Genomic DNA, 25,987 nt, shown 5'->3' with positions numbered 1-25,987 from the left:
GGTCGCAAGCGGTGTGCTGGATCTCCACACGGTCCGCCGGGGAATGTTACATCGTGTTCCACGCCGGGCGGCCGGACGTTCCGGCGTCCGGCCGCCCGGCGCCGCGGACCTGCCGGGCCGCAGCTGCCGAGGGATCAGCTGCGGTCCGGCTCCCGCACCTTGCTGTCGTCGGGGGCGCTCCGCGGCGCCGGTACGGCGGCCGGTCCGCCGCCCTGCGCCCGCTGCGACTGCCAGTGCCGTACGGCGTAGAGCGCGCCGCCCGCCAGCAGACCCCAGAAGGCGCCGCTGACACCGAAGAAGGTCACCCCCGACACCGTCACCACGACGGTGACCACCGCGGCCTCCCGCTGCCCCGGGTCGGCCATCGCCCCCGTGAGCGCAGCGGCCAGCGCGCCCAGCAGGGCGAGGCCGGCCACCGCCTCGATGATGTGCGGCGGCGCCGCGTTGACCAGCGCGACGGCCGCGCTCGCCGCCAGCCCGAGCAGGATGTAGACGCCGCCCGCCGTCGCCGCCGCGCGATAGCGCCCGGCCCTGTCGGGTCCCGCCTCCTCACCCGCGCACAGGGCGGCGGTGATCGCGGCCAGGTTGACCGCGTGGCCGCCGAAGGGCGCCGACAGGAGCGAGAAGGCCCCGGTCCAGCCGAACAGCGGGCCGGGCGCCGGGTGGTAGCCGTTGACGCCGAGCACCGCGATGCCCGGGATGTTCTGCGACGCCATGGTGACCACGTACAGCGGCAGCGCGATGCCGATCGCGGCGGCGACGGTGAAGTGCGGTGCGACGGCGACCGGGTGCGGCCACATCGGACCGAGCGTGGCGGTCTTGATGTGGGTGGTGGTGGCGATCAGCACGACCGCCACCAGCACGGCGGCCGGCACCGCGTAGAGCTTGCGCACACTGCCGACGACCGCCCAGGTCAGCACCACGGCCAGGCCGATGGCCGGGTCGGAGTGCACGGCCTCGGCGGGCGCCAGGCACAGCGGCAGCAGGATGCCGGCCAGCATGGCGTTCGCCAGCGGCGCCGGGATCGCGGACACCCAGCGGCCCAGCGGCCGCCACAGGCCCGAGACCACGATCAGCACGCCGGTGACCAGGAAGGCCCCCACCGCCACCGGGAATCCGCCGTGCGGCACCGCGGATCCCGCGAGCAGCGCGGCACCCGGCGTCGACCAGGCCACGCTGATCGGCAGCCGCGACCGCAGGCTCAGGAAGATCGCGCAGGCGCCCATCGTCAGGGAGAGCGCCATCAGCCCGGACGCCGCCTGGGCGTGCGAGGCGCCGACCTTGGTCAGGCCTTCGAGGACGACGGCGAAGGAGCTGGCGAAGCCGACGAAGGCGGCGATGACCCCGGCTGTCACGGCCCGCCACAGGCCGCCCCCGCTGCCGTCCGCGTCCGCGCCTTCGGCCGTGCTCCCCGGTGCGGCAGTAGCCACCGGAACCCCTCCGATCCGCCCCCGGACGACGTCCCCCGGGGCAATCCGCGCATCCTAGTCGGCCGCCACCCCCCTGGCCTGCCAATTACCCGGCGGCCCGGGCCGGAACGGGTCGTCAGGGCTTCCCGAAGGTCAAGGCCAGCTGCGGGTGCCCCGCGGTCCCCGGCGCCTCGCGGGACCAGAACCACGCCGAGTCGGTGCTCGCCGAGGTCAGCGCCAGGTCGTAGGTACGGCCGAGCGCCGCGCTGAGCGAGGGCAGGGCCAGCGGCGCCGAGTAGTCGCTCTGCGCCGCGGTGGGCGCGGGAAGCGCACCGATCGCGGCGGGATCGAGCGCCGGCCGGTTCGCCCAGGTCACCCCGGCCTCGGTCCAACCGCCCGTGACATGCTGCACGTTGAGCGGATCGGCGGACGGCGCGAGCGGGTCCGCGCTGGTGCGTACGGTCAGCCGGGCGCTCTTGAGCACCGTCCCGGCGGGCGCGGCGGGCAGCGTGAAGCGCAGATACGCGGTGTACGCGGAGCTGCCGCGCACCGCCAGCTGCTGGTCGGAGCCGTAGGTGGCGCCCGGCGCGGCGGCGTTGGCGTACGAGTCCGCGCCGGCCGTGACGGTGACCGTGGTCGACACCGGTGTGCCGGGCGTGGTGACCCTCGCCGCGGCCGACCGGGCGGTGGTGTTGCCGGCCGCGTCGCGGGCCGTGACCTGGTAGGCGTAGGCCGTACCCGGCCGGGTCGTGGTGTCTGTCAGGGCGAGCGTCGGGCGGTTCCAGAAGACGGACGTGCCGGCGACCGTGCCGACCGCGGTCCCGTCGCGGTAGACCGTGTATGTCAGCGCCGAGTCGTCCAGGTCCAGCGCGGCCTGCCAGGCGACCCGTACACCGCCGGTGACCGCTGTCGCGGTGACCTTCTGCGGCACCGAGGGGGCGCGGGTGTCCGGGGTGTTCGCGAACCGGACCAGGCCCTGCTGCGGCCGGTTGCCGTTGCTGGCGATCCGGGTGAATTCGCCGCCCACCCACAGGTAGTCGGTGCCGCCCTCGGACGCGACGGTCATGGCCCGCGGGCCGATCTTCTCGGTGCCGGCCGGGCCGTCGTCGGTGTCGGGGAACCAGCCGAGCAGCGGGCGCGGATTGCCGACCGACTCGGCGAGCAGGTGCTGCCGGTCGTTCATCTGCGGGAACTGCCCCATGCTGGAGCAGTCATGGGCGTGCGAGGAGCTGTAGAGCACGCCTTTGTACACCTGCACCGCCTGGGTGGCGCCCAGGCACGTGTCGCGCCAGCGCTGGTTCAGGGTGCTGAAGTCCACCGCGATCCGGCCGTCGAAGACGCCGGTCCCGGTGCCCTCGTTGCCGGTGTAGAAGCCGGTGGCGTCCGAGGCGAGCGACTGCACGGTCGAGGTCGGCGGGATGAAGCCGGGATACGTCCGCACGTTCGCGCCGGTCGTGGCATTCACCACGGCGAGCGCGTGCGAACTGGCGCCGTTCACCTTGGTGAAGTCGCCGCCGAGCACCACCTTCGAGCCGTCGGGCGTGACCAGCACTGCCTTGCCCGCCTTGTCGGCGGCGGCGGTGAAGGGCTTGAGCGCGCCGGTGGTGCCGACCGCGGCGAAGTGCTGCCGGGCCTTGCCCGCGACGGTGGTGAAATTGCCGCCGAAGTAGACGGTGTCCGCGGTCACCGCGATGGCGCGCACCTGCGCCGAGACCGCCACCTTGAAGCCGGTCCTCACCTTGCAGGTGGCGATGTCGATCGCCGCCAGATTGCTGACCGGCGTCCCGTTGACCGACCCGAACGTACCGCCCGCGTACAGCGTCGACTTGTCCGGCGACACCGCGAGCGCCCGTACGGTGGACGTGCCGGTGCCGACGGTGAACGACAGCCGGCACGAGGTCGGGGCGCCCGAAGCGGCGTCGAACGCCTGGAAGTTGAGCGCCTTGTGCTCGCTCTTGCCCGCGGCGGCCCCCGGCGGTCTGACCGTGGAGAACGTCCCCCCGGCGAAGACCACCCCGCCCGCCTGGGCCAGCGCCCACACCACTCCGTTGGTCTGCCAGGTCGCCAGGTCGTCGGCGGTCATCGCCACCGGCGCCGTGAGCGCTCCCGCCGGCCCCGCCGACGTGAAACCGACCATCGAGGTCGCCGCCAGCCCCAGCGCGACGCTCCCCGCACCCGTTCTCCTCATGTGCCCCCCTGGCCCGCCCGCGTCGCGCCCACCGCACGGCCGCGGCATGCGACAAGGCTAGCGTCCGGCGGGCCGCGCGAGCCCGCTCGCGACGTCGAACGGCCCGGTCGCCGCGGCGATTTCGGCGCGGACCCGGACGGGCTGTGAGCCGGCCTCGGTCGTGAGCGGGGTCCGGTGGTGAGCTGCCTCGGTCGTGAGCGGGGTCCGGGCGTGACCCGGCCCGGGCGTGACGCGGCCCGGAGGTGCGCGGACCCCGGTCCGGGCGCCCCCCGCCGTGCGTACCGCCCGAGCCGACCTCGGCGGTGCGAACGGCGGATCCGCCGGGACCACCCGCGCACCGCGAACGGTGGCGCGGGGGCGCGCTGCCGGTCCGACGGCCGGCCGCGCGGGTCGTGGAGCTAAGGAACGGCCCGCGGGCCTCCTTCCAGGTCGAAGCCGACCGCGCGCACCCCGTGCAGCTCGCCGAACTCGGTCCGGGTCACGCCCTCGGGCGGTCCCGCGAGGGTGCCGAGGCCGGCCTCGATGCCGAACAGGCCGGCGATCACCGCCTCGGTGACCGCGACCGCGGCCACGCTCTCCCGGTTGGACACCCCGCGTTCCGCGACCCGGTAGGTCCCCTCCGCGGTCACCTCCATCGCCTGCCCCCACAGGCCGCCCGAGGTGGTCCGGTGGGCGCGGCGCAGCAGGCCGGCCGCGATGTCGGGGCGGCCCAGCCGGCACAGGCCGTACGCGGTCGCGCCCGGCCAGGCCGCGAAGGCGCCGGCCGCGCCGTGGTCGGGGCGGTCGGAGAGGGGCGCGACCGGGTCGCGCGGGTCCAGCGCCCGCATCCAGTCGCCGTCGAGCAGCCGCCCGCTGACGAAGTCGACCATCTGCTCCCGGTGCTCGCGCGGCAGGTCACCGGCCAGGTCGGCGGCCACCAGCGCGAAGTCCAGGCAGTGGCCGATGACGTCGGACCCCTCCGGGTGCGCGATCCGCCACCGCCCCTCGCCCGCGTACTGCCCGAGCACCGCCCGCGCCAGCTCGTCGCCGTCCGCCCGCGCGGACGCTGCCTCAGCGGGCTCGCCGAGCAGGTCCAGCAGGGTCGCGAGCGAGCGCAGCATGCCTGCGTAGCCGGCGTTGAAGGACACCACCGCGTCACGGTAGTTGGGCACGCACTCCAGCAACTCCCAGGCGTCCCGGCCCAGATCGACCAGCACCCCTTCCCCGAAGGCGGCCCTGCGCCCGCGCGGCCGGTAGGCCATCGCCCGCAGATGGTCCAGCACGCTGCGCCCGCCCGCGCTCTGTCCGAGCAGCCCGGTGTCGCCGGTGACCGCCACATAGGCCGTCACCGTACGGAACAGCGCGTGGTCGTTGGCCGCGTAGTGGTTGCCGACCGGCAGCCGGTTGTAGGTGTCGAAGGAGTGGCAGTGGTCGTACGGCTGGCCGAGCGCCGCCAGGATCCAGGCCCGCATGCCGGCGGGCTCCAGCATCGCGGCGGTCCTGGCGAACTCCGACTGGTCCCAGAAGAAGGTCGTGGTCGGCCCGAGCCGCGGGCCGCCGGTCAGGAAGACCGGACCGGTCCGCGAGACCCGGGTGTTGCGCAGATAGACGGCCAGCAGCGCGCCCAGGTAGTACGTACGCGCCAGGTCCGCGTCCGCGGTGACCAGCGTCGGCAGATAGCCGGAGAATTCCGGCCCGCCGGGCGTGAACGCCTGCCGCCAGGTGTCCCGCCAGCGCTCCGCGATCTGCTCGAAGGCCACGTCGAAGGCGTCCGCGGTGGTGGCCGCGGTCCAGCGCACCTCCTCGGGGCTGTCGCCGATGTCCAGCACGAAGCCCAGCTCACGGGTCTCGCCGGGCGCCAGCAGCAGGTCCCAGCGGGCCACCGCGCGGGCGCCCCGCGCGGTCAGGGCGTCGGGCGCGGTGGCGAAGGCGTACGCCGACCGGGCGGGGCTGTGCAGGTCCTCGACCAGCACCGCGCCGTCCGCGGCCGTCGCCGTCCACCGCTGGCCGCCCCACCAGGGGTCGGTGTGCCCGGCGACCGCGCCGTCCACCGACAGCTCGGCCCCCTCCTCGCCGACCCGTACCGCCAGCCGGTGCCACGAGCCCACCGGCAGCGGCTCGGCCGCGACCACGTACTCTCCGCCGATACGCAGGCAGACCCGGCCGTCGGCGAGGGCGAGCTGCGCCGAGTCGGGGTGATTGCCGTGGGTGGCGATCACCCCGCTCACCGCGGCCTGGTCGACCCGCACCTCCAGGCCGAGCGCGTCGCCCGCGGCCAGCGCGACCGTGGCGATCCGCAGATCCGTCCCGGCCCGTACGGTGTACGCCGCCGCCGGGTCGCCGACCGGCGCCGCCGTGCCGTCCGCGCGCAGCACCCGCAGCCCGCGGACCAGGCAGGGCGCGCCCGGCGCCCTGACCCGGCCGGAGTCCGGCGCCGAGTGGTCGGGCAGCTCCGACTCCAGCAGCATCGGCGCGGAGTCCTCGTCGCGCTGGATGCCCGGTATCCGGGGGGAGCCGAGGCGTACCCAGCGCTCGCCGTGCGGCAGCGTCTGCACCTGCCGGGGGCGGGCGGCCAGGACTTCGGAGCGCAGCCGCTCGATGGCGTAGAAGTCGTGGTGGTGGCCGGAATTCCACGGGGTGCCGTACAGCCAGCCCCAGTCCGTCTCGTGGTGCGCGAACATCGCCAGCAGTTCCTGCTCGACGGCCGCGGGGCGCGCTCGGCCCGAGGAGTTGTGCAGCGTGATCCGCCACAGCACCCGGCTGCGCTCGTAGCCCATCCGGACCTCGGTGCGCACGGTGAGCGGCCCGCGGGCCGCCGTCCGCTGCACGCCCCACGGCGACCAGCGCATCCGCTCGGCGGCGAGCGGTTCGCCGTCGATGCGCAGCACCCCGGTGTGGTAGCCGCCGCTGTACGGCGCGAAGGCGAGCCAGGACAACGATGTCAGATCGCGGTTGACGTGCCCCTGGCCCCACTGGTTGCGCAGCGTCGGGAGGTGCGCGAGGTCGCCGGCCGGCAGCCAGTCGCCGGCCAGATCGTCCAGCGCGGGCACTCCCGCACCGGCCGGCCCGCCGTACCGCTGCCGCTTGGCCTGCGGCGCCGCGCTCACTTGGTCGATCCCGCGGTCAGACCGGCGATGAACTGCTTCTGCATCGCCAGATAGCCGACGACCGGGATCACTCCGGCCAGGAACATGATGCCGAAGAGTTGTCCGTAATCCATCTGGAACTGCCCCACGGAGAGATAGAGACCGGTGGTGATGGTCTGGCCCTGCAACGGGCCGAGGATGAACTGCGGGTTGAGGAAGTCGTTCCAGATCCACAACGACAGGAAGATGGCGACGGTGGCGGTGGCCGGCCGCACCAGCGGCATGATGATGGTCCACCAGATCCGCAGACCGCCCGCGCCGTCCAGCCGTGCCGCCTCGACGACCTCGTCGGGCACCGCCCGCATGAAGCCGACGTAGACGAAGACGGCGAAGGAGAAGTAGCCGCCGCCCAGGTTGGACAGGATCAGCCCCGGATAACTGTGGTCCAGGCCGAGGAAGGTGAGGATGCGGATCGTCGGCAGCAGCACCACCTGCGGCGGGATCATCAGCCCGGCGGCGAGCACCGCCAGGACCACCGCGCGCGGCCGGGTGCGCCGGCGGGAGATCCAGAAGCTGAAGGCCGAGCCCAGCGGGATCAGCAGCAGCACGGAACACACCACGACGATCAGCGAGTTGCGCAGGCCCAGCTGCAGCAGGTGGTCCGGGCGGTTCAGCGCGGTGGACAGATTGTGCAGCGTCGGGTGCACCGGGGGCGTCGCCGGACCGGCGACGATGTCGTCCTCCTTCTTGAACGCGTTGACGACGGTCAGATAGATCGGGCTGACGAACACCAGCACCAGGACCACGGCGAGCGCGAGCCGGGCCGGGCCGAACAGCCTGCGCCTGCCGCGCCGCGGCACGGCGGCCCCGGCCGGACGGCCGTGCACCGGACGGCGGGCCGGCGGCCGTCGGAGCGCGGGCCGGCGGGCGGATGGGCTCTGGACGGTCACAGGTCGACCTCCCTGCGGCGCAGGATGCTGGTGACGGACAGGGCGATCACCGCGGACAGCGCGAGCAGGAACATCGCGATGGACGAGGCGTAGCCGAACCGGTCGTTGGTGAACGCCATCTTCACGATGTACTGGGCGGTGGACTGGGTGGCGTTGGCCGGTCCGCCGGAGGTGAGCACCTGGATGACGTCGTAGAGCTTGAGCACCGTGATCAGCGAGATCGTGACGCTGATCGTGGTCGCCGGGGCCACCATCCGCAGGGTGATCATCCGGAACTGCTGGGCGGCGCCGGCGCCGTCGATGGACCCGGCGTCGTACAGCTCCTGCGGGATGTTCTGCAGCGCGGCCAGATAGACGACCGTGGTGAAGCCGGACAGCACCCAGGCGACCACCACGCCGACCGAGAACTGCGCCAGATGCGGCTTGCCCAGCCAGTCCACCGGTGTGTGCACCAGGTGCAGGCTCCTGAGCACGGTGTTGAGCAGGCCGTCCTGGGTGAGGATGGTCTTCCAGACGAAGCCCACGATCACTCCGGAGACCACCTGCGGCAGGAAGGCGACGGTCCGCAGCACCCGGTAGCTCAGGGCGGTGCGGTCGAGCAGCAGCGCGAAGGCCAGCCCGACCAGGTTCGCCACCACCGTCACCCCTGCCGCGAGCAGCAGGGTGAAGACGACGCTGGTACGCAGCTGGCTGTCGTGCAGCATCTCCGAGTAGTTGCCGAAGCCGATCCAGTTGCTGCCCGACTTGAGCGGGTTCTCGTCGGTGAAGCTGCTGCGCAGGCTCATGAACACCGGCACAACGATGAAGACCAGGTAGAGCAGCAGGCCGAGGGCGGCGATCAGCCGCAGCCCGAGATCCTGCGAGGTGTCGCGAAACCAGTGCGAGAGCGGCTTCACAGTCCCCCTCCTTTCTTGGTGCGGCCGATCACTTGGTCGCGGTGCTCCAGGCCTTGTCGAGCTTGGACATCTGGCCCTTCACATCGGAGCTGTTGAACAGCGCCTGCGCGGCGGCGTAGAAGTCGTTGTTGAGCGAACCGGGCAGCGCGTCGTCGTTGGTGCTCCAGCCGATGGAGCTGACCTTGGTGTTGGTGTCGGTCACATAGGTGTAGGAGTCGGTGAACGCCGGGCTGACGGTGACGCCGTAGTCCTTGAGCGCCTTGTTCTTGAGCATCGGGTAGGCGCCGTCGCCCTCGATCAGCGCCTTGAGGTTGTCCGGGTCGAGCGACCAGGCCTGGGCGAAGCCCGTGGCGCCCTTGACGTCCTTGGCCTTGGTGCTGATCGCCATCGAACCGCCCACCGCGAAGGGCACGACGACCGAGCCGTCGTCGGTCGGCCACGGGAAGACCCCGATGTTGTTCCACTGGTCCTTGGGGATCGAGCCCAGATACCAGCTGCCCATCGGGTACATCGCGGCCTTGCCGGCGTTGAAGTTCTTGATCGAGTCGGCGTAGCTGACGTTGAGCGCGCCCTGCTCGAAGTAGCCCTTCTCGACCAGCGTGCGCATCTTGCCCGCGGCGGCGACCACGTCGGCGTCGGTGAACTTCACCGTGCCCGCGTAACGCTGCTGCAGCCACTTCGGGTTCTTGCCCAGCACATCGGCGCTGAGGGCGCCGGTCAGCGGCATCGCGGCGGCGAAGGGGTCGTTGCCGCCCAGCTCCATCGGGGTGATGCCGGCCGCCTTGAGCTTGGCGTTGGCCTGGAGGAACTGCGCCCAGGTGGTGGGCGGTTGCACACCGGCCCTGGTGAACAGCGACTTGTTGTAGAAGACCAGCGGGATGATCTGCGAGTTGGTCGGCGGGATGTAGACCTTGCCCTTGATCGCGTTGCCCTGCGGCAGCAGGAAGTTGGCGTCGATCCAGGACTGGTCGTACGGGGCGAGCAGGCCGGCCTCGGTGTACTGGGACGGCGTGATCGACTGCAGCAGGTCGGGGAACTGCCCCGAGGCCTGGAGCTGCTTGGCGTACGAGTCGCGGTCCGTGCTCGGCGCCACCACCTGCTTGATCGTCACCCCCGGGGCCTTCTGCTCGGCCCTGGCGATCGAGTCCTTCCAGAAGGCCGGGGTCAGCGAGGGGGTGTTGAAGGTGAGATACGTCAGCGTCGCGCCGCCTCCCGCTGAACTCCCGCCGCTTGAAGCAGAGTTGGAGCACGCGGCGATCAGCAGCAGCCCTGCGGCGCCGACGGTGGCGGCGCCTCGTCTGAATGCGGCACTTCGTCTGAACATGACCGTCCCTTTCGAGGGTGGATGTCGGGAAGACACGTGACCGGGCCGCCCCGGACGCGAAAAGACGCGTCAGTCGTCCGGTCGGCTGGATAACGTTATCTCGCCGAGTACAGTAAGGTTCCGCGACAGCAAGTCAAGCCCCCGCACAATCACGGACCGGTCTCGGGACGCCGGGGGCGGGTCATGAGACAACCGGCGAAGGGAAGCGAAGTGCCTGGTCCTGGTGCCGCGGGCAAGCCCGGTGACAAGTCCGCCGACGCGTCGGCCGGCAGGCGCGGACTGCCGCGACCGCGCAGGCCCACGATGGTCGACGTCGCCCGGGAGGCGGGCGTGGCGCTGCGGACGGTATCGCGGGTGGTCAACGGCGACGCGACGGTCGGCGACGAACTCGCCCGGCGGATCACGGCCGCCATCGACCACCTCGGCTACCGGCCCGACGTCAGGGCGCGGCAGCTGCGCAGCGGCCGTACCGGCACCATCGGCGCCGCCGTACGGCATATCGCCGACGCGCACCCGGTGCTGCGGGCGGTGGACGAGTCGGCGCGCGGGGCCGGGCTGACCGTGGTGGCGATGTCCACCGAGGACGACCCGGAGCGTGAGCGCGAGGCGGTGATGTCCATGTGCGGGCGGCGGATGGACGGCATCATCATCGAGCCGATCGCCGACGGCCACCAGTACCTCCAGCCGGAGATCGACTCCGGGCTCGCGGTGGTGGCCTTCGACCGGCCGGCCACCGGGGTCGAGGTCGACACCGTGCTGTCCGACAACCGCGGCGGCATCCGGCAGGCCTTCGCGCACCTGGCCGCCCAGGGCCACCGGCGGATCGGCTACATCGGCGACGACGAGCGCATCCACACCGGCCACGAGCGGGCCGCCGCCTTCCGCCACTGCCTGAAGTCCGCGGGCGCGCCGCTGGACGGCATGGTGCACCCGGGGCCGATCGAGGCCGACCGGATCAGCGCGGCCCTGGACAGCCTGCGGCGCGGCCCGGAACCCGCCACCGCGATCGTGACCGGCAACTTCTCCACCTCGGTCGCCGTCATCCGCGCGCTGGGACCCGACTTCGGTACGACGGCGCTGGTCGGCTTCGACGACTTCGGGCTCGCCGACCTGCTCAGGCCGGGCCTCACGGTGGTGGCACAGGGCGACATGGAGATCGGGCGGACCGCGATCGAGCTGTTCAGGGCGCGGCTGGCCGAGCCCGCCCGGCCGGTCCGCACGGTCATCGTCACGACCTCGCTGATCACCAGGGGCTCGGGCGAGATCGGCCCCTGAGCGCGGCTTCGGCGCGGGGCCGAGGGGCGCGGCCCGGCGCGGGGGGCGGGCGCCGCGGCCCTGGGCCGGGCGCGGAGCGGTGCGCCGGCGGGTGTGCGGCCCCGGGGGGCTGTGCGGACCCTTTGTGCGGACCCTTTACAACGCACGGCGGCGCCTCTATAAACGTCCCGGACATCCTACGATAACGTTCTCTCGGGCAGTGGGAGCCGCCCCGGGAGCGTGCGGAGGACCTGGTGAGCCGCCGGTGTCCTCCTGCTGGTTTCCGCTAGTCCCCCCATGATGCGCACCGCCTTCCCGACCGGTTTCACCCGGCTTTCCGCCGGTTCCGCGCCGCCCGGCCCATCTCGGTGGGCGGGTCGTCGCCGCCTGTGGCACGGGCGGCGACTGACAACGCTGTCATCGACACCGCGTTCACCCTCGACAAGTCATCCGATGTATCGAGGTGCGCGGTACCGGTGCGGCAGGACGGCGGCGGACCCGGCGGCACAGCGGGCACGGACGGCGGCGGCATCCGTCAACGAGAAAGGCAGCAGCCCCTATGAGGCTCACCTCGCCGGCCCGCAGCAGCGGGAGCGCGGCAACGGCGGCGGCGCTGGCCGGCGCCCTGCTGGCCACCGCCCTGACCACCGCACTGGCCACGCCCGCCGCGGCCGACCCGATCACCGCGGCGCAGGGCATGAACACCGTCGGGCAGTACCAGGGCGTATGGACCTCGCCCCCCACCCAGCTGACCGGCGGCGGCACGATCGACGCCCCGGAGATGGGCAACGGCGACGTCGGCGTCGCGGTCGGCGGCAGTATCGACAACCAGACCTACTACCTCGGCAAGAACGACTTCTTCTCCGGCGCCAGCCACGCCATCAAGCCGCTGGGCCGGATCGTGGTCGCGGCCGGCGGCCTGGCCGGCGCGTCGTACAACGTCGTGCAGGACATCCAGCACGCCGAGGTCCGCGGCACCTACACCAAGAGCGGCCAGACGCTGAGCACCACCAGCTGGGTGGACGCCAACCGCAATGTCCTCGTCACCGCCTTCACGCTGACCGGCGGCAGCGCCCAGCACATCGCCATCACCCTGCAGAACGGCTCGGGCGGCGCCCCCACCGTCAGCACCAGCGGAAACGACCTCGACGCCGATGTGGCCGCGGACGGCGGCGGCAGCGGCGACCCGCGGGCCAGGATCGCGGCCCGCACCATCGGCCAGAGCCAGACGGTCTCCGGCAGCACGGTCAACCTCACCATCCAGCCCGGCACCACCGCCACCCTGGTCGCCGGCATCCAGAGCAGCATCGACACCGCCGGCTACCAGGCCGCCGCCGACGCGCTGGTCGGCACCCTCACCCAGGCCGACGTCGACAGCCACCGGACCTCCCACCGCACCTGGTGGCAGACCTACTGGTCGCAGTCCTACGTCCAGATCCCCGACAAGGCGGTCGAGAAGAGCTGGTACGGCTCGCTGTACCTGCTCGGCTGCCTGTCGCGCCCGGGGAAGTACGCGCCGGGGCTGTGGGGCAACTGGATCACCGGCAACATGAACTGGAACGGCGACTACCACACCAACTACAACTACCAGGCGCCCTTCTACGCCGGCCTGACGACCAACCACATCGACCAGACGGCCCCCTACGACCAGCCGGTGCTTGACTGGATGGCCCGCGGACAGCAACTGGCCGCGCAGAACGGCTTCCAGGGCGTCCTCTACCCGGTCGGCATCTCGCCCAAGGGCACCAGCGCCGACATGAACCTGCACAACCAGAAGTCCAACGCGGTCAACCTGGCCAGCGACATGGTCATGCGCTACGAGCAGACCCGCGACACCGCCTACGCGAGCACGGTCTACCCGTACCTCAAGCAGGTCGGGCTGTTCTGGCAGAACTACCTCACCAAGGACGGGTCCGGCACCTACACCATCACCAACGACGCGCCGCAGGAGGACAACGCCTACCCGCAGACCAACAGCATCCTCACGCTGGGCCTGGTCCATCTGCTGATGCAGGGCCTGACCGACATCAGCACCGCGCTCGGCCAGGACGCCGGCACCCGCGCCACCTGGCAGGACATCGACGCCCACCTCGCACCGCTGCCCACCATGACGCGCAACGGGCAGACCGTCTTCCGCGAGACCTCCACCGGCGCCGACTGGGTCAACGACAGCAACGACATCGCCATCCAGGCGGTCTACCCCGGCGGACAGGTCGGCCTCGACAGCGACGCGGGCCTGCTGCAGACCGCCCGCAACACCGTCGACCAACTGGCCCGCTGGCACGGCGACAACGCCCCCGCCACCTTCTACGCGGCCGCCGCCCGGGTCGGCTACAACCCGTCGACCATCATGTCCGACATGCACGACGAGGCGGTCGGCCACAGCTACAACAACCTCGGCATCCACCACAACGGCGGCGGCATCGAGAACATCAACGTCATCACCTCGGGTCTGGACGAAATGCTGCTGCAGTCCTTCCAGAACGACATCAAGGTCTTCGCCGACTGGCCGGCCGGCTCCAGCGCCAAATTCGGCGACCTGATGGCCGCGGGCAACGTCCTGGTCTCCAGCAGCATCGCGAACAACTCCGTGCAGTACGTCCGCGCGATCAGCCAGAAGGGCGGCAACGTCACCTTCACCAACCCCTGGCCGGGCAGCACCGTGCAGCTCTACCGCGGCGGCTCCAACGCCGGCACCGTCTCGGGCACGAAGTTCACCCTCGCCACCTCCGCGGGCGAGACCCTCACCCTCGCGCCCCCCGGCACCTCCTACGCCACCGTCCAGACCCAACTGGCCCAGCCCCTCGGCAGCGGCGGCGCCGGAACCGGCGGCACCAGCACCTCGTTCGCCTCCGGCTCCGAAGCCGGCGACCCGGCCCCCGCCTGGACCGACACCGTCGACACCGCGGGCGGCGGCAACAACGGCGTCACCGGCATCAACTCCGACTCGGCCGGTCCGCAGACCGGCCCGCGCACCGGCGAGACCGCCCGCACCGGCAGCGCCGCCCTGATGTACGCGGGCAGCGCCACCGGCACCGGCCCGCACGCGTACCTCAAGGTCTACGACCTCAGCGGCTCGCCGCTGGCCGTCGGCACGGCGAAGACGCTGAGCTACTGGATCTACCCGCAGTCGCACGCCACCACCCCGTGGGTGCCCGCCGGGTCCACCGAGAGCGAATGCGTCGCCGTCGACCTGGTCTTCACCGACAACAGCACCCTGCGCGACTCGGGAGCCGTGGACCAGAACGGCAGTCGGGCCCACCCCGCCCAGCAGTGCGGCCACCTCACCCCCGACAGCTGGAACCACGTCACCGTCAACCTCGCCGCGAACAACGGCGGCAAGCAGATCGCCCGCGTCCTCATCGGCTACGACCACCCGGGCGGCGCCGGAGGCTACCGCGGCTACGTGGACGACCTGACCGTCAACTGACCCGCTCCACCCGCCCCTTGACCGGTCCCCGCCGTGCCGTCCACGGCGGGGACCGCACCGCACGAGCGAAAGGCAGCCGTGCCCGAGGACGCCGAAGCCGCCATGCGCGACGGCACCGTGCTGCGCGCCGACCTCTACCGGCCCCCGCGCGGTACCGGGCCGTGGCCGGTGCTGCTGGCCCGCGGCCCGTACGGCAGACGCGACCCCGGCATCCTGGCCCGGCTCGACCCGCGCGCAGCCGCCCGCCGCGGCTTCCTGGTGGTGGTCCAGGACGTCCGGGGCCGCTTCGGCTCCGAGGGCAGCTGGGAACCGCTGGTCCACGAGTACGACGACGGCTACGACACCGTGCGCTGGGCGGCCCGGCTGCCGGGCGCCGACGGGCGGGTCGCGATGTACGGGCCGAGCTACCTCGGCCACACCCAGTGGGCGGCGATCACCGCGGCCCCGCCCGAACTGGCCGCCGCCGTACCCGAATTCACCTGGGCCGACCCCCGCGACGGCCTGACCGCCCGGGGCGGCGCCGCCGAAAGCGGCCTGCTCACCCAGTGGACGCTGGGCCTCGGCCACGAGGTGCTGCGCCGCACCCTCGCAGGTGCGCCGGACGAACTCGCCCGGGCCTTGCGGGAGTTGTCCGCCGCCCAGGACCGGCTGACGGCCGGCGACTGGAACCCGCCCGTCCTGTGCGCGCTCCCGTGGCCCGGCCGCCCCGGCGGACCGCCGCTGCGTGCGGCACCCGCCGACCGCGGCGCGCCGTGCCCCCCGACCCTCACCGTCGCCGGCTGGTACGACGCCTTCCTCCAGGGCAGCCTCGACAATCACCGCGCCGCCCGCGCCGCAGGCCGTCCGGCCGCGCTGATCGTCGGCCCCTGGAACCACGAGGACCGCACCGGCCGCACCGCCGCCCACGACTTCGGCCCCGCCGCCGACGAGGCGGCACTCGACGGCGGCCCGTCCCTGCGCGAGCGCACCCTGACCTGGCTGGCGGCGGTGTTGGCGGGCGAGCCGTGCCCGGGCCCGCCCGTGCTGGCCTTCGTCATGGGCGCCGACGAGTGGCGCCCGCTCGACCACTGGCCGCCGCCCGCCACGCCCACCGCCTGGTATCTGCGCGCGGGCGGCGCCCTGTCACCCGAGCCTCCCGGCGCCGGCGAACCGCCCGCCGGCTTCCGGCACGACCCGGCGGACCCGGTGCCGACCCGCGGCGGCGCGCTGCTGCTCGACCCCACGCACCCGGCGGGTCCCTACGACCAGCGGCCCATCGAGGCCAGGGGCGATGTGCTGGTGCACACCGGGGAACCGCTCGCCGGGCCGCTGGAGGTGATGGGCCGGGTACGTGCCACGCTCGCCGTCGCCGCGGACACCGGACCCGCCGACTGGGTGGTCCGGCTCTGCGACGTCGCCCCCGACGGCACCTCCCGCGTCCTCACCGACGGCGTCGCGCGGACCCCCGCCGCCGGTCCGCGCGAGGTGCGCGTCGATCTGTGGTCGACGGCGCACGTCTTCCGCCCGGGCCACCGGCTGCGCGTGCACGTGGCGGCGAGCAGCCACCCGCGCTGGGACGTCGCCGGCCCGCCCGGCGCCCGTACGGTCTTCCGCGACGCGGCCCGCCCGTCCCGGCTCGTCCTGCCGGTCACCGGCCCCGTACGGTGACCGGCCCCGGGTGACCGGGGCGCCGTATGCGGGCCGCCCCCGTACGGCGCGGGCCGTACGGGGGCGGCGACCGGGCCGCGCTTCCCAGGTCAGGAGGTGGCCAGGTCGAATTCCTCCCACGGACCGATCGCGTCCCGGTTGGCGATCAGTGACGCGGCGCCCGCGTTCTCGGCCGTCACGTACTTCCCGTTGACCTGGGCCTTGAGGCTGACGCTGTGGTCCGGGTTCTGGATCAGCTGGAAGGTCTCCCAGGACCCGGCCGCCGTACGGTTGGCGATCAGCGGCGCCGCGCCCGCGTTCTCCGCGGTCACGATCAGCCCGTTGGCGTGCGCCCGCAGCGCGATCAGGCCGTTGCCCTGGTTCAGCTCGTCGAACTGCGCCGCGGTGCCCGCCGAGTCGGCCGACGCGATCAGCGCGGAGCCGCCGCCGTTCGGCGCGGTCACGAACTTGCCGTTGGCGTGCGCGCGCAGCGCGATCCAGCCGGTCGCGGGCTGACCGGGAGGGCCGAAGTAGGACAGGTTCACCGCGTCGGCGATGGCCTGCAACCCGGCCTCGTTCGGGTGCAGATGGTCGCCCGCGTCGTAAGCGGGCAGGTAGCGGGTGGGGTTGGCCGGGTCGTGGGTCGCGGTGTCCTGGTCGATGAGGCCGTCGCAGCCGCTGCCCGTGCCGCGGACGAACGCGTTGATCGCCGCGCGGGAATTCTCGCCGGCCTGCGTCCAGCCGCCCGAGCCCTGGAAGGGCGTGAGGGTCGAGCACAGGAAGGACAGCCCCGCCTGGTGTGTACGGGAGATCAACTGCTGGATGCCGGTGATCAGTTGGGTGCCGCTCGGCGGACTGCCCGAGCCGAGGTCGTTGATCGGGTCGTCGGACAGCACCACCCAGCGCACTCCCGGCTGGCCGACGACGTCCCGGTCGAAGCGGGCCAGCGCGCTCTGCCCGGCGCCGTCGCTGAGCAGCTTGTTGCCGCTGATGCCCTGGTTGAGCACGCCGACCGTACGTCCGCTGTCGGCCAGCCGCCTGGCCAGGTCGTTGGGCCAGCGCCGGTTGGAGTCCTGCGCCGAGGCGACCCCGTCGGTGATCGACGCGCCCAGGGTGACGACCGCGCCCTGCGCGGCCGGATTCTGCACGTCCAGATTGGTCAGGAAGGAGTAACTGCCGCTGGTGGAAGCCCCGTTCAAGGTGGCAGCGGCACTGACGTCGCCACCGGCCAGATAGTTGGTCTGGGTGCCCTGCTGGTGGTAGGTCGCCGAGCCGGTGGACTGCGGCAGGTAGAGGCTGACCGCGACGTCGGACAGCGCGGGCACGGTGAAGGCCACCGAATCGCTGACCGCGGAACCGCCGGCCGGCACCGTCACCGAGGTCTGCCCGCCGAAGGTCACCGCCCGGTCGGTGCCGGTGTTCACCGAGGAGCCCGAGGTGCGCTGTGCGACATGCACATCGGCCACCGTCAGCGGCGCCGAGCCGAAGGCGTTGGAGATCCGCAGCCGCGCCGCGCTGCCGCCGATCCCGGTGTGCACGATCTGCCGCAGCGTCTGCTGGTTGTACGACGGGCCGCCGCTCTGCGGCGACACCGACCACGTACCGGTCCAGCCGTCCGCCGCGGCGGCGGAAGCGGGAGCGGCGGCCGAGGCGGGTGCGGCAGCGGGAACAGAAGCGGGTGCGGCCGGGGTGGCGGCGGTCGCACCGGTGGCCGGCGCCGAGACCGCCAGCCCGGCGGCCAGCACGCCGGCGGCCAGGACGGCGGCGCGGCGCAAGGAACGCGCATGAGGTTGCACAGGGGCCTCCTGTGGTGGGGGGAAGTGGAACTGTAGTTCCCCCGATGGTCCACGCCAATCCCCTTGCGACGGCGAAGAGTTCGGATGACTGCATCGCCCATGACGCGATTCGCGGCGGATTCGGCTCCGGTCGCGCCCTGACATCGGATCTCTCGCCGCGCGGGTGAGGCCTGGCGATACGGAGGGCGGCGCGCTCGGCCCCCTGGCCGCACTGCCGGAATTTGCTACGGTTGAAGGAACCCGACGAGCGCGTCGTACCGGGACCCTGCAAAGACGGCGCACCCCCGTAAGTCCACATCCCACGGAGGTGCCCTCATGGCATGGGTCCTGATCGTTGTCGCCGGCCTGCTCGAAGTCGTCTGGTCGATCGGCATGAAGTACACCGACGGCTTCACCCGGCTGTGGCCGAGCGTGTTCACCGGCGCCGGTATCGCCGCCAGCATGCTGCTGCTGTCCCAGGCCACCCGGACCCTTCCGGTCGGTACGGCGTACGGCGTCTGGGTCGGCATCGGCGCGGCCGGCGCCGCCGTCGTCGGCATGCTGCTGCTCGGCGAGCCCGCCACGGCGGCCCGGATCTTCTTCGTCGCCCTGCTGCTCGTCGCGGTGGTGGGCCTCAAGGCCACATCGGGCCACTGATCACGTGCCGTGCCGGTGCCGGTGCCGGTGCCGGTGCTGGCCCCGGCCCCGGCTGCCGGATATGACCGGGAAGCGGCATCGGTGTGACCCGTGCCACAGACGTCTCCTGCGCGTACCGCAGCTTCACACGCCCTTCGCCGCCCGTACGTCTGCCGCTGATTGCCTGGGGCGATGGACCACATCACCTTCCTTGTGGCAATGGTCATCGTCACGGCCCTGGCCTTCGACTTCACGAACGGGTTCCATGACACCGCCAACGCGATGGCGACGTCCATCGCGACCGGCGCCCTGCGCCCCAAGGTCGCCGTGGCCATCAGCGGCGTACTGAACCTGGCCGGCGCCTTCCTGTCCACCGAGGTGGCAAGGACGATCTCCGGCGGCATCGTCGACGACGCCCTGGTCACGCCCGGCATGATCTTCGCCGGGCTGGTCGGGGCCATCCTGTGGAATCTGATGACCTGGCTGCTCGGCCTGCCGTCCAGCTCCTCGCACGCGCTGTTCGGCGGTCTGATCGGCGCGGTGTGGGTGGGTGCCGGGCGGCACGCCGTGCACTTCGACAAGGTCGTCGAGAAGATCCTCATCCCCGCGGTCGCCTCCCCGGTGGTGGCGGGACTCGCCGCGCTCGCGGCCACGTATCTGGCGTACCGGATCACCGCCCGCGCGCCGAAGGACGGCGTCTCCAGGGGATTCAGGGCCGGGCAGATCGCCTCCGCCTCGCTGGTCTCGCTCGCGCACGGCACCAACGACGCCCAGAAGACCATGGGTGTCATCACCCTCGCGCTGATCTCCTGCGGCGCGCTGGGCCACGACGCGGGGCCGCCGGTGTGGGTGGTCCTCAGCGCGGGGCTGGCCATCGCGATGGGCACCTACCTGGGCGGCTGGCGGATCATCCGCACCATGGGCAAGGGCCTGGTCGACATCGAGTCCCCGCAGGGCTTCGCCGCCGAGTCCGCGGCGACCGCGGTCATCCTCAGCTCGGCCAACCTCGGCTTCGCGCTGTCCACCACGCAGGTCTGCTCCGGCGGCATCCTGGGCGCCGGGGTCGGCCGCCGGCTGGCCGAGGTCCGCTGGAGCACCGCGGGCCGGATGGCACTGGCCTGGCTGGTGACGCTGCCGGCCGCCGCCGCGGTCGGCGCGCTCGCCGCCGGGGTCGTCGTGCACGGCGGCACCGCCGGCATCGTGCTGATCGCGCTGGCCGCGGCGGCCGTCGCCGGCGTCATCGTCGTGCTGTCGCGCCGCGACCCGGTGCACGCCGACAATGTGAACAACGCCGGGACCACCTCCGTCCGCCCGGCGGCGCCCGCTGGGGCGGCCGGGTGATCACACCGCGATCGAGTGGGCACAAGCCATCAAGGCACCGCAACGGACTGGGAGCAGCAGCGTATGGACGTGAAGTGGGGATCCCTCGGCGAGGTCGCGGTGGTGAGCTTCGGCGCCACTGTCGCGGTCGTGCTGCTCTTCGCCCTGGGCGTACGGGCGCTGGCCGGCCGTGACGCGGCCCGTACCGCGGGACTGGACGGTACGGCGCAGGCCACCGCGGCCGGCGCGTGCTTCGCGGTCTGCGCGGCCGCCGTGCTCTACGGGCTGTATCTGATCGTTCCGCAGTTCCACTGACGGCCGGGCGGCGAAAGGCAGGACCATGGCGAGCACCGACTCCGGCGAGGGCCTCCTCGCGGGGATGCGGGTGGACTACACCGACCAGGACGACCCGGTCCTGGTCCGCCCCGACGGCAGCGTCGTGGACACCTGGCGGGAGAACTACCCCTACGACGCCCGGATGGAGCGCCCCGAGTACGAGGTGCACAAGCGGCTCCAGCAGATAGAGCTGCTCAAGCTGCAGAGCTGGGTCAAGGAGACCGGGCAGCGCCTCGTCATCCTCTTCGAGGGCCGCGACGCCGCGGGCAAGGGCGGCACCATCAAACGCTTCATCGAGCACCTCAACCCGCGCGGCGCCCGGGTCGTGGCGCTGGAGAAACCCAGCGAGCGGGAGAGCGGGCAGTGGTATTTCCAGCGCTACGCCGCCCATCTGCCCACCGCGGGCGAGATCGTGCTCTTCGACCGGTCCTGGTACAACCGGGCCGGCGTCGAGCGCGTCATGGGCTTTTGCACCGACGACGAATACCACCGCTTCATGCGGCAGGCGCCCGCCTTCGAGCGGATGCTGGTCGACGACGGCATCGCCCTGGTGAAGTTCTGGTTCTCGGTCTCGCGCGACGAGCAGCGCACCCGCTTCACCATCCGGCAGGTCGATCCGGTGCGGCAGTGGAAGCTCAGCCCGATGGACCTCGCCTCGCTCGACCGGTGGGAGGACTACACCGCGGCGAAGGTCGCGATGTTCCACGAAACCGACACCGAATACGCGCCCTGGACGGTGGTCAAGAGCAACGACAAGAAGCGCGCCCGGGTCGAGGCGATGCGCAGCGTGCTGGCCCGCTTCGACTACACCGACCGCGACGACGAGGTGGTCGGCACCCCCGACCCGCTGATCGTCGGCGCCGCCGCCAACCTCCTGGAGGCCGGCGAGGACGCGGTGGCGCAGTCCACGCTCCAGCCCTGACACGGCGCCGGGCGCGGACCGGGGCGCCCGGCGAAGGCCTGCCGCGATGCCGGGCGGCGCGCCGGATGACACAGTGTGGCCAGGTCCCGGGGCGGGACAGCGACAGCGGCGGCAGGACGAAGGCGGGCGGCCCGATGGGCGAGGCGATACGGCGGGGCGCGGCCGACGCGCTGACCGATGTGGCGGGACTGCGGGTCGGACACGCGGGGCGGGCCGGGGACGGCTGGCTGACCGGGGTCACCGTCGTGCTGGCCCCCGAGGGCGGTGCGGTGACCGCGGTCGACGTACGCGGCGGCGGCCCCGGCACCCGGGAGACCGACGCGCTCGACCCGCGCAACCTCGTCCCGTCCGTCGAGGCGGTCGTGCTGACCGGCGGCAGCGCCTTCGGCCTGGACGCGGCCTCGGGAGTGGTGGCCTGGCTGGAGGAGCAGGGCCGCGGCTTCCGGGTCGGCGGCCCCGGCCAGGTGGTGCCCGTGGTGCCCGCCGCCGCGCTCTTCGACCTCGGCCGCGGCGGCGACTGGGGCGCCCGCCCGGGTCCGGCACTGGGCCGCGCGGCGGTCGAGGCCGCGGCGGCGTCGCAGGAGGGCGCGCCGGTCCCGCAGGGCAACGCCGGTGCCGGTACGGGCGCGGTGGCCGGCGGCCTCAAGGGCGGGGTCGGCACCGCGAGCCTGGTCCTGCCGTCGGGCACCACCGTGGCCGCGCTCGCGGTGGTCAATGCCGCCGGCTCGGTCGTCGACCCCGACACCGGCGCCCTGTGGGCGGGTCCCGGCACCTCCGGGGGACCCCGGCCGGCGGCCGGGCCGGCCGCCGCAGGCGGCCCCGTACCGCCCGACGTGCTGGCACGGGCGCGCCGGCGGCTCGCGGAGGCCGCCGCGGCGACCGCTGACCGGCAGGCGCGGCCGCTCAACACGACGCTGGCCGTGGTCGCCACCGACGCCGTGCTGACCCGCGCCCAGGCGCACAAGCTCGCCGGCACCGCGCATGACGGGCTGGCGCGCGCGGTCCGCCCGGTGCACCTGCTGTCCGACGGCGACACCGTCTTCGCGATGGCCACCGGACGCCGCCCGCTGGTGCCGCCCGGCGGAGGCGCCGCCGACCCGGCCTTCGGCGTGCACATCGAGGCGGGGGCGCTGAACGAGGTGCTGGCCGCGGGCGCCGACGCCCTCACCCGCGCGGTGCGGCACGCCGTACTGGCCGCCGAGAGCGTCGAAGGACCCGGCGGGGTCTTCCCCTGCTACCGGGACCTCTACCCTGCATGAGCACCGCCCGGCGGCGGCGGACCCCGCCGCGGGCCGGCTGACCGCCCCCGCCCGGCGCCCATTTCACGGACTTCGGGCGCGTCACCCGACGCTTTGCCGTGCAGGGCGCGGCGCAGCGGGAAGGCTCGGCCCATGCACTCCATCACCGACTGGCTCGCACGCTCCTCGGGTCCCGCGGTCTACGCGGCCGTGGCCGCCCTGGTCTTCTGCGAGGACGCCCTCTTCTTCGGCTTCGTGCTGCCCGGCGAGACGGCCGTGGTGCTCGGCGGGGTGGTCGCCGGGCAGGGCCGGGTGTCGGTCTACTGGCTGGCCGCCGCGGTCGTGCTGGCCGCGGTCGCCGGGGACTCGGTCGGGTACGAGGTCGGCCGGCGGTTCGGCCCGCGCATCCTGGAGACCAAGGCGCTGCGCGGGCACCACCAGCGGATCGACCAGGCCAGGGACTTCATCCGCAGGCGCGGTCCCGTCGCGGTCTTCCTCGGCCGCTTCATCGCCTTCTTCCGCGCCCTGATGCCCGCGCTCGCCGGTATCTCGCGGATGCCCTACCCGACGTTCCTGCTCTTCAACGCGCTCGGCGGGCTGGTCTGGGGCGTCGGCTTCACCCTGCTGGGGTATTTCGCGGGCGGCGCCTACCAGAAGGTCGAGAAGACGGCGGGCACGGCGGTGGCCGTCACGGTGGCGGTGGTCGTGGTGGCCGCCCTGGTGGTCTGGCAGATCCGCCGGCACCGCAGCGAGCGCGAGGACGACGACGGCCACGACGGCCACGACGGGCCCGGCGACCGCGACTAGGAACCGCGCACCTGTTCCCGGGGCGTATACGTGTGCGCTTTCCGGGGTTCTTTGCGGTGACAATGTGCCGAGACAGCAACAATCCGGTGTCCACAGGTTCGAAGTGGGCCGGATGAGAGCAAATCGAGCAGTATGCCCATCTCGTCACCCCACCCCGTGCCCCCCGGCGGGCCGCGGCGGACACGGCGCCGCCGGACCGCACTCGCCGCGGCGTCCGTGGCACTGCTGTCCGTGGCCGCGGCCGGCTGCGGCCACGGTGCCGCGTCCGGCTCGCCCGCGAGCGCCACCGGCACCACCGGCGCACCGCTGACCTCGTCCGCGACGGCGACACCCGGCGCCCCGGCCGGCGCGGCAGGGGACACCGCCGGCGGCGCGCCCACCGAGCCCACCGGGTCCGGCGCGCCCGGCAGCACGGCGCCGCCCGCCGCGACCCCCAAGGCACCGCCGCCGCGGGCCGCCACCGCCCGCTGCACCGTCACCGGGCTCAGGATGACGCTGGGCCGCGGCGACCCGGGAGCGGGCAACATCTACTACCCGATCGACTTCACCAACACCACCTCGCGCGCCTGCACCCTCGACGGCTTCCCCGGCGTGTCGCTGCTGCGCGGCGACGGCACCGTCATCGGCAGGCCGGCCGTCCGCCGGGGCGCCGGCGCGGCCACCGTACGCCTCGCGCCGGGACAGACCGTCGAGGCCGATCTGCACACGCTCAACGAAGGAGTGAAGAGCGGCGGCTGCTGGCGCGCGCCCACCCTGATCATGGTCTACCCGCCGGGATCCACCGACTCCATGACCCTCGCCACGTCGAACCCCGTCGTCTGCGGCGGCACCTTCGACGTCGGCCCCGTGCACTGAGAGGACCGCCCGTGACGGTCAACGGAATCGACGTCGCCTCCTACCAGAGCAGCGACTACAGCACCACCGGCCTGGACTTCGTGATCGTCAAGGCCACCGAGGGCTCCAGCTACGTCAACCCCAAGCACGCGGCGCAGATCGCCACCGGCCGGGCGCACGGCCTGGTCGTCGGCCACTACCACTTCGCCAGGCCCGGCTCGATGTCCGCCCAGGCCGACTACTTCCTCGCGCAGGCCGGTGTGAAGGCCGGGGACATCCTGGCGTTCGACTGGGAGGACACCGGGGTCTCGGGCGCCGACAAGGACGGCTGGCTGCGGCACGTGCAGGCCAAGGCGCCCGATCACCGGGTGATCCTCTACTGCAACAAGGACTTCTGGCTGCACCGCGACACCACGTCCTTCTGCGCCGACGGCCTGTGGATCGCCGACCCGTCCGCCCCCAAGGGCCACCCCGGGATCGAGCACCCCTGGCTCTTCCACCAGTACAGCGTCCAGGACGGCCAGGACCTCAACGTGGGGAATTTCAGCGGCCGGCCCGCCCTGATGACCTGGGCGGGCAAGGGCGCGGCGCCGCGCTACGAGCCCTTCCCCGGCGCCGGCTGGTTCACCCACGGGCGCCGCTCGCCGATCGTGGCCGCGATGCACGACCGGCTGGTCGCCGTCGGCTGCAACCACTACGCCGGCACCGCCGACAAGGACGTCGTCGGCTCGGGCGACGTGGCCTCCTACGAGGCCTGGCAGCGCAAGTACAACACCGACCACCACAAGGGCTGGACCGGCTCGGCGCTGAAATGGCCGCCCGGCAAGGAGACCTGGGACGCGCTGCACGTCCCGAACGTGTGACCCGGGCGGCGGGGCCGTTACGCGGCACGCCCGACCGGGAACCGGGAGTCCATGGAGCCGATCGAGGCACTGGAGCGGATCGCGTTCCTGCTGGAACGCGCCGACGCGCCCGTCCACCGCATCAGGGCGTTCCGCAACGCCGCCGCCGTCCTGTCCGCGCTGCCGCCCGCCGAGCGGGAACGGCGGGCGGCGGCCGGCCGCTACACCGACCTCAAGGGCATCGGCGCCACCACGGGCACCGTCCTCGCCGATGTCAGCGCCGGCCGCGCCCCCGGCTATCTGGCCGACCTCGAAGCCGGCAGCGGCGGCCCGCTCGCCCAGGGCGGCGCCGCGCTGCGCGCGGCCCTGCGCGGCGACTGCCATCTGCACTCCGACTGGTCCGACGGCGGCAGCCCGATCGAGGCCATGGCGCTCGCCGCCCGGGCCGCGGGACACAACTGGGCGGTGCTCACCGACCACTCGCCGCGGCTGCGGATCGCCCACGGCCTGACGGCCGACCGGCTGCGCCGCCAGCTCGACGCCGTCGCCGACCTCAACACCCGGCTCGCGCCCTTCCGGCTGCTCACCGGCATCGAGTGCGACATCCTGCCGGACGGCTCGCTGGACCAGGAGGACGACCTGCTCGACCGGCTCGACGTGGTCGTCGGCTCGGTCCACTCCGAGCTGCGGATGCCCGCCCCCGCCTACACCCGGCGGCTGCTGGCCGCGGTCGGCAATCCGCTGGTCGATGTGCTCGGCCACTGCACCGGGCGGCTCATCGGCTCCCGCGAGCGCCCCGAGTCCGGCTTCGACGCGGCGGAGGTCTTCGCCGCGTGCGCGGCGGGCGGCACCGCCGTGGAGATCAACAGCAGCCCGCAGCGCCTCGACCCGCCGCGCCGCCTGCTGGCGCTCGCCAGGGACGCCGGCGCCCTCTTCGCGATCGACAGCGACGCCCACGCGCCGGGCCAGCTCGACTGGCAGGCCTACGGCTGCGCCCGCGCGGAGGAGGCCGGCATCCCGGCCGGGCGGATCATCACCACCTGGACCGCCGACGACCTGCTCGGCTGGACCAGGACCCGGCAGGTACCGGCGGACCCGGGGACCTGAGTGGACCTGCCGCGTCCGGCGGCCTCTG

Annotated in this window: 19 protein-coding genes; 12 read left to right on the top strand and 7 right to left on the bottom strand. The window is 73.2% G+C overall.

The genetic code is table 11. From position 1 onward, the window contains the following. Positions 1-134 precede the first annotated feature (134 nt). The 6 genes from OHA86_RS01825 to OHA86_RS01800 form a co-directional block, all read right to left on the bottom strand. A complete protein-coding gene (locus OHA86_RS01825) occupies positions 135-1,430 on the bottom strand; it encodes a benzoate/H(+) symporter BenE family transporter (RefSeq protein WP_329171823.1) in 1,296 nt (431 codons plus the stop codon). A 115-nt stretch (positions 1,431-1,545) separates the two neighbouring features. Further along, positions 1,546-3,597 carry a CBM96 family carbohydrate-binding protein gene (locus OHA86_RS01820; protein WP_329171822.1) on the bottom strand — a complete coding sequence of 684 codons (2,052 nt, stop codon included), beginning with the start codon at positions 3,595-3,597 and terminating at the stop codon, positions 1,546-1,548. Between the two features lie 398 nt (positions 3,598-3,995). Continuing rightward, positions 3,996-6,683: a hypothetical protein gene (locus OHA86_RS01815; RefSeq protein WP_329171821.1), complete on the bottom strand. Its 2,688-nt coding sequence runs from the start codon at positions 6,681-6,683 to the stop codon at positions 3,996-3,998. After that, a complete protein-coding gene (locus OHA86_RS01810) occupies positions 6,680-7,612 on the bottom strand; it encodes a carbohydrate ABC transporter permease (protein ID WP_329171820.1) in 933 nt (310 codons plus the stop codon). The genes OHA86_RS01815 and OHA86_RS01810 overlap by 4 nt, the downstream gene beginning before the upstream one ends. Continuing rightward, positions 7,609-8,508 (bottom strand): carbohydrate ABC transporter permease, encoded by a 900-nt coding sequence (locus tag OHA86_RS01805; RefSeq protein ID WP_329171819.1) that lies wholly within the window; start codon positions 8,506-8,508, stop codon positions 7,609-7,611. The genes OHA86_RS01810 and OHA86_RS01805 overlap by 4 nt, the downstream gene beginning before the upstream one ends. Positions 8,509-8,536: 28 nt before the next feature. Further along, on the bottom strand, positions 8,537-9,832 hold the full coding sequence (locus tag OHA86_RS01800; RefSeq protein WP_329171818.1) for an ABC transporter substrate-binding protein: 1,296 nt from the start codon (positions 9,830-9,832) through the stop codon (positions 8,537-8,539). A gap of 210 nt (positions 9,833-10,042) precedes the next feature. Here OHA86_RS01800 and OHA86_RS01795 point away from each other — a divergent pair, with 210 nt between their 5' ends. From OHA86_RS01795 to OHA86_RS01785, 3 genes are all read left to right on the top strand, one after another. Further along, complete coding sequence (locus tag OHA86_RS01795; RefSeq protein WP_329171817.1) at positions 10,043-11,107, top strand: LacI family DNA-binding transcriptional regulator; 1,065 nt, start codon at positions 10,043-10,045, stop codon at positions 11,105-11,107. 538 nt (positions 11,108-11,645) lie between these two features. Then, complete coding sequence (locus OHA86_RS01790; RefSeq protein ID WP_329171814.1) at positions 11,646-14,516, top strand: glycosyl hydrolase family 95 catalytic domain-containing protein; 2,871 nt, start codon at positions 11,646-11,648, stop codon at positions 14,514-14,516. A 78-nt stretch (positions 14,517-14,594) separates the two neighbouring features. Further along, positions 14,595-16,163, top strand: a complete 1,569-nt coding sequence (locus OHA86_RS01785) for a CocE/NonD family hydrolase (RefSeq protein WP_329171813.1) — start codon at positions 14,595-14,597, stop codon at positions 16,161-16,163. 89 nt (positions 16,164-16,252) lie between these two features. Here OHA86_RS01785 and OHA86_RS01780 read toward each other — a convergent pair whose 3' ends face one another. Next, positions 16,253-17,938 (bottom strand): GDSL-type esterase/lipase family protein, encoded by a 1,686-nt coding sequence (locus OHA86_RS01780; RefSeq protein WP_329171812.1) that lies wholly within the window; start codon positions 17,936-17,938, stop codon positions 16,253-16,255. Positions 17,939-18,253: 315 nt separating this feature from the next. Here OHA86_RS01780 and OHA86_RS01775 point away from each other — a divergent pair, with 315 nt between their 5' ends. The 9 genes from OHA86_RS01775 (at position 18,254) to OHA86_RS01735 (ending at position 25,959) form a co-directional block, all read left to right on the top strand. After that, positions 18,254-18,574: a DMT family transporter gene (locus OHA86_RS01775; protein WP_329171810.1), complete on the top strand. Its 321-nt coding sequence runs from the start codon at positions 18,254-18,256 to the stop codon at positions 18,572-18,574. 171 nt (positions 18,575-18,745) lie between these two features. Then, entirely contained in the window at positions 18,746-19,894 is a 1,149-nt protein-coding gene (locus tag OHA86_RS01770) for an inorganic phosphate transporter (RefSeq protein WP_329171808.1), read from the top strand. A gap of 63 nt (positions 19,895-19,957) precedes the next feature. Further along, the gene (locus tag OHA86_RS01765; protein ID WP_329171806.1) at positions 19,958-20,188 is read left to right on the top strand and encodes a hypothetical protein; all 231 of its coding nucleotides are present in this window, start codon (positions 19,958-19,960) and stop codon (positions 20,186-20,188) included. A gap of 25 nt (positions 20,189-20,213) precedes the next feature. Beyond that, positions 20,214-21,131 carry a polyphosphate kinase 2 gene (gene ppk2, locus OHA86_RS01760; protein ID WP_333767040.1) on the top strand — a complete coding sequence of 306 codons (918 nt, stop codon included), beginning with the start codon at positions 20,214-20,216 and terminating at the stop codon, positions 21,129-21,131. A gap of 134 nt (positions 21,132-21,265) precedes the next feature. Further along, positions 21,266-22,390 carry a P1 family peptidase gene (locus OHA86_RS01755; RefSeq protein WP_329182163.1) on the top strand — a complete coding sequence of 375 codons (1,125 nt, stop codon included), beginning with the start codon at positions 21,266-21,268 and terminating at the stop codon, positions 22,388-22,390. Between the two features lie 132 nt (positions 22,391-22,522). Further along, positions 22,523-23,176, top strand: a complete 654-nt coding sequence (locus OHA86_RS01750; protein WP_329171804.1) for a DedA family protein — start codon at positions 22,523-22,525, stop codon at positions 23,174-23,176. A gap of 216 nt (positions 23,177-23,392) precedes the next feature. Beyond that, positions 23,393-24,031 (top strand): DUF4232 domain-containing protein, encoded by a 639-nt coding sequence (locus OHA86_RS01745; protein WP_329171803.1) that lies wholly within the window; start codon positions 23,393-23,395, stop codon positions 24,029-24,031. Positions 24,032-24,042: 11 nt separating this feature from the next. After that, positions 24,043-24,873 (top strand): GH25 family lysozyme, encoded by an 831-nt coding sequence (locus tag OHA86_RS01740; protein WP_329171802.1) that lies wholly within the window; start codon positions 24,043-24,045, stop codon positions 24,871-24,873. A gap of 51 nt (positions 24,874-24,924) precedes the next feature. Then, on the top strand, positions 24,925-25,959 hold the full coding sequence (locus OHA86_RS01735) for a PHP domain-containing protein (protein WP_329171800.1): 1,035 nt from the start codon (positions 24,925-24,927) through the stop codon (positions 25,957-25,959). The last annotated feature ends 28 nt before the right edge of the window (positions 25,960-25,987 follow it).

It is taken from the genome of Streptomyces sp. NBC_01477, assembly GCF_036227245.1.
Classification (GTDB): Bacteria; Actinomycetota; Actinomycetes; order Streptomycetales; family Streptomycetaceae; genus Actinacidiphila.
Note: the sequence above shows the minus strand (reverse complement) of the source record. Positions and strands in the feature narration are given on the sequence as shown.

Bases quoted from the DNA above. Each gene is read 5' to 3' on its own strand.
- OHA86_RS01820 (WP_329171822.1), bottom strand. From the start codon at position 3,597: ATGAGGAGAACGGGTGCGGGGAGCGTCGCGCTGGGGCTGGCGGCGACC.
- OHA86_RS01800 (WP_329171818.1), bottom strand. From the start codon at position 9,832: ATGTTCAGACGAAGTGCCGCATTCAGACGAGGCGCCGCCACCGTCGGC.
- OHA86_RS01790 (WP_329171814.1), top strand. From the start codon at position 11,646: ATGAGGCTCACCTCGCCGGCCCGCAGCAGCGGGAGCGCGGCAACGGCG.
- OHA86_RS01775 (WP_329171810.1), top strand. From the start codon at position 18,254: ATGGCATGGGTCCTGATCGTTGTCGCCGGCCTGCTCGAAGTCGTCTGG.
- OHA86_RS01770 (WP_329171808.1), top strand. From the start codon at position 18,746: ATGGACCACATCACCTTCCTTGTGGCAATGGTCATCGTCACGGCCCTG.
- OHA86_RS01765 (WP_329171806.1), top strand. From the start codon at position 19,958: ATGGACGTGAAGTGGGGATCCCTCGGCGAGGTCGCGGTGGTGAGCTTC.
- ppk2 (WP_333767040.1), top strand. From the start codon at position 20,214: ATGGCGAGCACCGACTCCGGCGAGGGCCTCCTCGCGGGGATGCGGGTG.
- OHA86_RS01755 (WP_329182163.1), top strand. From the start codon at position 21,266: ATGGGCGAGGCGATACGGCGGGGCGCGGCCGACGCGCTGACCGATGTG.
- OHA86_RS01750 (WP_329171804.1), top strand. From the start codon at position 22,523: ATGCACTCCATCACCGACTGGCTCGCACGCTCCTCGGGTCCCGCGGTC.
- OHA86_RS01735 (WP_329171800.1), top strand. From the start codon at position 24,925: ATGGAGCCGATCGAGGCACTGGAGCGGATCGCGTTCCTGCTGGAACGC.